Genomic DNA, 5,380 nt, shown 5'->3' with positions numbered 1-5,380 from the left:
TGACCGCTATGCGGTGACTTTTCTCCAGGGCGGCAGCAGCCTGCTGTTCGCGACGATACCGATGAACTTCGCGACCCGCGTCTGGGCGCCGCCCGCCTATGTGAATTCGGGCTACTGGAGCCAACGCGCGAGCGCCGAAGCGCAACGCGCGGGCGAGTGCCACATTGCCTGGGACGGCGCGCACGCGGGCTTTCGCGAGTTGCCTGCGCTGGCGCGGCTCGACGTGGAGCCGAACGCGGCCTATCTGCATTACGTCTCGAATGAGACGGTGGAAGGCCTGCAATTCGCCGTGCCCGACGACGATTTGCGCGTGCCGCTGATAGCGGACATGTCGTCGGACTTCCTGTCGAAGCCGCTCGAAACGAGCCGCTTCGCGATGATCTACGCGCACGCGCAAAAGAATCTCGGCCCGGCGGGCGTGACCGTCGCGCTGATCGATCGCGCGTTGCTCGCGCGCATTCCCGATGGGCTGCCGCGCATTCTCGACTTGCGCACGCAAATCGAGCACCGTTCGAACTACAACACGCCGCCCGTTTTCGCGATCTACGTGCTCGCGCTGGTCACGCGCTGGCTGCGCGACGATATCGGCGGCCTCGCGGCCATGCAGCGCATCAACGAAGCCAAGGCACAACGGCTCTACGGCACACTCGACGCCATGCGCGATGCCGTCACGGTCCATGCGGGAAGACCGTGGCGCTCGCAGATGAACGCGGCCTTCACCTTCGGCGACGAGCGGCTCGATCGCGCGTTCATTGCCAGCGCGGGGGAGCGCGGCATCGTCGGGCTGGAGGGGCATCGCTCGCTCGGGGGGCTGCGCGCTTCGCTCTATAACGCGGTCACGCTCGACGCAGTCGAAACACTGTGCGAAGCGCTGACCGACTTTGCACTCTGCCACGCCTGAGCGGCATCGCGCCCGCTAATTCATCGACATGTCTTCAATCACCGAACTGCAGGCAACGGCCACCCACGCAACGAACACGACGGCAGGCGCGCCGCTGCCATCGACGGCGTCTGCCGATACGATCGAACGCCTGTCGCAGGCCCTCGACGCCGCGCCGCACGACGTCGGGCTGCACGCGCGAATGCTCGACGCCATGCGCGCCGCCAACGACGAGGTGGGCTACGCCGCGCATCAGCTCGCGCTCGCGGCGTTCGAGATGTTAGGTAGTGCTTCGCAAGAGCAGGTGGCGCTGGTGTGCTACAACCTGGCAACCGTATTCGCGATCAAAGGCCGGCGCCAGTCGGCCATACGCTGGTACCGGCACGCGCTCGGCATGAATCCGTCGCTCGCGATCGCGCATCAGAATCTGGCTGTGGCGCTCGAAGGCGAGGGACTGCTCGAAGAGGCCGCCACGCACCGCGAGCGCGCGTACGAGCTACAGCGTGTCTTCACGGAAACGGCGCTGGGCGCCGAGCAACGCCGTGTGCTGATTCTCGGCGCGGGCAAAGGCAAGGGCAACGTGCCGATCGATGCGCTGCTCTCGTTCGAGACGGTCTCGCGCATCCGCTACGCGATCGACTACGCCGATGAAGCCGAGGACGCCCAGCTACCGCCGTATGACCTCGTGTTCAACGCCGTAGGCGACCCCGACGCCGCGGTGCCGCTCGCGCCGCGCCTTGCCCATTTCGTGGCGCACTGCGAACGTCCCGTGCTCAATCCGCCCCAGGCGATCGAGCGCACGCATCGGCACAAGACAGCGGCGCTGCTCGAATCTGTGCGGGACACGTTCGTGCCGCGTTGCATGCGTATCGATACGCGCCCGGCAAACGTCAATGAACTGGCGCGCAACATCGCGCAGATGCGTATTTCGTTCCCCTTATTGATGCGTCCTGTCCAGACGCATGGTGGCGAGGGCCTCGAATTGCACGCTTCGCTCGCTTCGCTGTGGTCCTCGCTCGTCAAGCTCGATGCGCCGTGCTATCTCACCGCGTATCACGACTTTCGCAGCGCCGACGGCAACTACCGAAAATACCGGATCATTTACGTCGACCGCAAGCCGTACCCCTATCACCTTGCCATTTCGAGCCGCTGGATGGTTCACTACTTCTCGGCCGACATGCTCGATGAGCCGTGGAAGCTGGCCGAAGAGCGCCGTTTTCTCGCCGATCCGTTCGCGGTGCTCGGCACGCGCGCGAGCGAAGCCATCGTCGAGATCGGCAGGCGGCTCGACCTCGACTTCGGCGGCATCGATTTCGCGCTCACGTCCACGGGGCAAGTGCTCGTATTCGAAGCGAACGCGACCATGCTCGTGCACCGCGAAGCGCGCAACGGCCCGCTTGCGCACAAGAATCCGCATATCGAGCGGATTGCCGAAGCGTTCGAGCGTATGCAACAGGAGCGTGTGCGCCGGTAGGGGCACGGCCCACACTCAGGCCCGTGCAGGCCGAAAGGAGGCTGCCGGTGCGCGCCGCGAGGGCGCGCAGAACGATCACCAAACGGCCTGGCTCGTGATCGCGAATTGCCTGTATTCCGAGTCGACGTCTAGCGGCGTGCCGCGCTCGGTTTTCTCGATGTGATCGACGAGCGGCAGTCCCACGCCTTCCAGCCAGTCGGACAGGCCCAGATCGACGGGCGTGTCGATGCGCACGAACATGCCCGCATTGGAAGCGAGCCAATGGCTGATCAGCGCCTTCGCGCGGCACGAGTCGGGCGAGTCGGGGGCGATGACGGGGCCAATCACGTGGCCGTCGCCGAAGCGCCGGAACAGTGCGAATCCAATCAGCGTGCCGTCCCGGTCGAGTGCGATGCCGCTCGCCTGATCGAGTAGTTTCGGCAGCATGTCCGAGCGGTCGAGGCCGCTTGCGCGCGTGGCGAGTTCGATCAGGCGCGGTGCGTCGCTCGCGCCGATCGGGCGCAGCCGCTCGCCGGCCGGCAGCGACACGAGCGGCGGCTGGAATGCCGCGCCCTGGTGCTGGTGGATCCGGCCGATGCGCGTGAAGCCGAGCCGCTCGACGAGCGGCCAGCCGGCATCGCTCGCGTGAAGCAGCAGCGTGCGCGAGTCGAGCGCGTGCATCCAGTGCTCGATCATGGCCCGGCCGATGCCGCGCCGCTGATGAGTGGGCTTCACGATCAGCATGCCCAGCGTCGCGGCATTGGGGCCGAACGCCCAGGCGAAAGCCGTTCCGACGATCGCGCCGCTTTCGTCCACGGCCACGATCCCATCCCCGATGCGGGCGGCGAAACGCCAGTCTTCTGGGCGGTGCCGCCAGCGCACCGCCGTCGACAACGCATGGGCGGCGGCCAGATCATCGGAAGTAAAAGCGCGAAGGGTAATGACGCTGTTCGAGGTTGGGTCGGACACGCCGGCCTCCAGATTCTGTATACGCGTACCGTGACTATCGCATTGCCTGCCATGGCTGGCTAGGACGATCTTCCTGTCGCACGAGCCTTGGCGCCCCGCGCCGGTGATGCAATGCAAAACGCGCGGTTCGACCGCCAACAACGCGTCGAATCTGCTGCGGACGCAATATTGTCGGCGAAATATGCGGCGGCGCTGGGCCTACGATGTTCCCATCGAAACCAGTCGAGGGATGCCAGTCATGGACCAGTTCGATCCCGCAGCAGTCGCCGTGCGCAGCGGCCATTTCATTGGCGGCGCGTGGGTTGGCGAGGGCGCGGAGCGCATCGAGGTGGCGCGGCCGTCGGATGGCGTGGTGTACGCCTCGGTGCCGGTCGCCGATGCGCAAATGGTGGACCGCGCCGTCGAGAACGCGTCGCGTGCGTTTCGCGAGAGCGGCTGGGCACGCATGGCGCCGCGCGAACGCGCCCGCATCCTGCGCCGCTTCGCGGATCTGATCGCCGTCGATGTTGCCACGCTCGCGCCGCTCGAAGCGCTGGGTTCGACCCGGCCGGTGCGCGACGCCAGCGCTTGGGACGTGCCGTTCACCGCCGAAGGCATTCGCTTCTACGCCGAATTCGCGGACAAGATTGGCGGCGAGGTCGCGGCGACGGACCACGATCACCTGGGCATGACGATCGCCGAGCCTTATGGCGTCGTGGGCGCGATCGCGCCGTGGAATTTCCCGCTCGTGATGGCCTCGTGGAAGATCGGCCCTGCGCTGGCCGCTGGCAACGCCGTGGTGCTCAAGCCCTCGGAGATGACGCCGTTCTCGGTGCTGCGTCTGGCCGAGCTCGCCATCGAGGCGGGCATTCCGCCGGGCATCTTCAACGTCGTGCAAGGCGACGGCGCGACGACAGGCGACGCGCTCGTGAGGCACCCGCGCGTGGCCAAGGTCACGTTCACGGGATCGACGCGCGCAGGCGCCGCGATCATGGCGGCGTGCGCGCAGTCCGGCACGAAGCCGCTCACGCTGGAACTGGGCGGCAAGAGCCCACAACTGGTGTTCGCCGACGCGCCGAAGCTCGACGAAGTCGCGCGCCGCATTGCGGGCGCGATCGCCGGCAACGCGGGGCAGGTGTGCGTTGCCGGGTCGCGGCTGCTGGTCGAGCGCAGCATTGCCGACGAACTCGTGTCGCGCATCGAGCAGGCCTTCGCGGCACTGCGCGCCGGTGCGACCTGGGCGCGCGGCACGACGCTGCCGCCCATCATTTCGGAGCCGCAGGCCGCGCGCATCGAGGCGATTGTCGAGCGCAGCGTGGCCGAAGGGGCGCGCATGCGCTGCGGCGGCCGGCGCGCGGATGCGAGCGTGCCCGGCGCGTTCTGGCTGCCCACCATCCTGACCGGCGTGACGCCGCAAACCGAGGCCGTGCGCGCCGAGATCTTCGGCCCCGTGCTCACGGTGCAGACCTTCGACACCGAGGAAGAAGCGCTCGCGCTTGCCTCGCATCCCGAGTACGGCCTGGCCGCCGGCGTGCACACCGCAGATATTGGCCGTGCGCTGCGTCTCGTGCGCGCGCTGGAGGCGGGCACGGTGTGGGTCAACCGCTACGGCCGCAGTAGCGACTTCATGATCCCGACGGGCGGCTACAAGCGCTCGGGCATCGGCAAGGACCTGGGCCGCCAGGGATATGAAGCGCATCTGCGCTTCAAGAGCGTGCTGATCGATACGCGGAGCTGACGATGAGCACGGTAAAAAGCACGGTCATGCGGATGGTAAGGAGTCCGTAAGCGCCCGCGAAGCCTTCAGGAGCGCACAGCACAATCTGCTGAGACCGCTGCTGCAAACGAGTGGTTTATACCGTGCAGGCCCCACGAATCGACGACACCCCCAAATTTTGCGCTGTTTAAATTTTCCACAGGGACGCACTTTTTCCTGTTTTCGCCACTGAGCCCGGAGCGGGTTCATCACACGAAAGGATTGTCATCATGATCGATTTCGAGCCGAAGTACATCACGTTCGACTGCTACGGCACGCTGACGAAGTTCCGCATGGCCGACATGGCGCGCGAGATGTACGGCGACCGCCTCAAGGGCGCGGA

General features: G+C 66.5%; 4 protein-coding genes and 1 pseudogene. 4 read left to right on the top strand and 1 reads right to left on the bottom strand.

All coding sequences use genetic code 11. The features are described 5' to 3' along the window. A partial coding sequence (gene serC / locus VMJ11_RS01870; protein WP_325616350.1) for a 3-phosphoserine/phosphohydroxythreonine transaminase occupies positions 1-901 on the top strand: 901 nt, incomplete at its 5' end. Positions 902-929: 28 nt separating this feature from the next. Next, positions 930-2,354 carry a hypothetical protein gene (locus VMJ11_RS01865; RefSeq protein ID WP_325616348.1) on the top strand — a complete coding sequence of 475 codons (1,425 nt, stop codon included), beginning with the start codon at positions 930-932 and terminating at the stop codon, positions 2,352-2,354. Between the two features lie 75 nt (positions 2,355-2,429). On the opposite strand, the gene VMJ11_RS01860 is transcribed toward VMJ11_RS01865, so the two are convergent. Next, positions 2,430-3,302: a GNAT family N-acetyltransferase gene (locus tag VMJ11_RS01860; RefSeq protein WP_325616346.1), complete on the bottom strand. Its 873-nt coding sequence runs from the start codon at positions 3,300-3,302 to the stop codon at positions 2,430-2,432. A 238-nt stretch (positions 3,303-3,540) separates the two neighbouring features. On the opposite strand from VMJ11_RS01860, the gene VMJ11_RS01855 reads away from it, so the two are divergent. Beyond that, on the top strand, positions 3,541-5,019 hold the full coding sequence (locus tag VMJ11_RS01855) for an aldehyde dehydrogenase family protein (RefSeq protein ID WP_325616344.1): 1,479 nt from the start codon (positions 3,541-3,543) through the stop codon (positions 5,017-5,019). Between the two features lie 248 nt (positions 5,020-5,267). Further along, a pseudogene (locus VMJ11_RS01850) lies at positions 5,268-5,380 on the top strand (haloacid dehalogenase type II); the annotation flags it as partial.

It is taken from the genome of Paraburkholderia sp. (assembly GCF_035501035.1).
Taxonomy (GTDB): Bacteria; Pseudomonadota; Gammaproteobacteria; order Burkholderiales; family Burkholderiaceae; genus Paraburkholderia.
This window is presented reverse-complemented; position numbering and strand designations above follow the sequence as displayed.

What these genes read in the sequence shown, in the direction of transcription:
- VMJ11_RS01855 (WP_325616344.1), top strand. Translation starts at nt 3,541, where the DNA reads ATGGACCAGTTCGATCCCGCAGCAGTCGCCGTGCGCAGCGGCCATTTC.
- VMJ11_RS01865 (WP_325616348.1), top strand. Translation starts at nt 930, where the DNA reads ATGTCTTCAATCACCGAACTGCAGGCAACGGCCACCCACGCAACGAAC.